Raw genomic sequence first — 208 nt, 5'->3', positions numbered from 1 at the left:
GCCCGCGCCACCGGCACGAACCAGCACCACCACACCGGCATCCGCAAGCACGAACTCCAGCCGTTCCGCGGGATACTCGGGGTCCAGCGGAACGTAAGCCGCCCCCACTTTCCACACCGCCAAAATGGCGATCACCATCTCGGCGCCACGTGGCAGACACAGCCCCACCACCGACTCGGCCGTCACACCACGAGCCCGCAGCACATGC

At 67.8% G+C, this 208-nt stretch carries 1 protein-coding gene; it reads right to left on the bottom strand.

The window, feature by feature from the left end; translation table 11 throughout:
- The coding region (locus tag H0H10_RS02345; protein ID WP_309141721.1) for an AMP-binding protein at positions 1 to 204 on the bottom strand (204 nt) is incomplete at its 3' end.
- Positions 205 to 208 lie beyond the last annotated feature (4 nt).

Source organism: Streptomyces griseicoloratus (assembly GCF_014534645.1).
GTDB classification, from domain to species: Bacteria; Actinomycetota; Actinomycetes; order Streptomycetales; family Streptomycetaceae; genus Streptomyces; species Streptomyces griseicoloratus.
The sequence above is the reverse complement of the archived record's forward strand: the minus strand, read 5'-3'. Positions and strand labels throughout refer to the sequence as shown.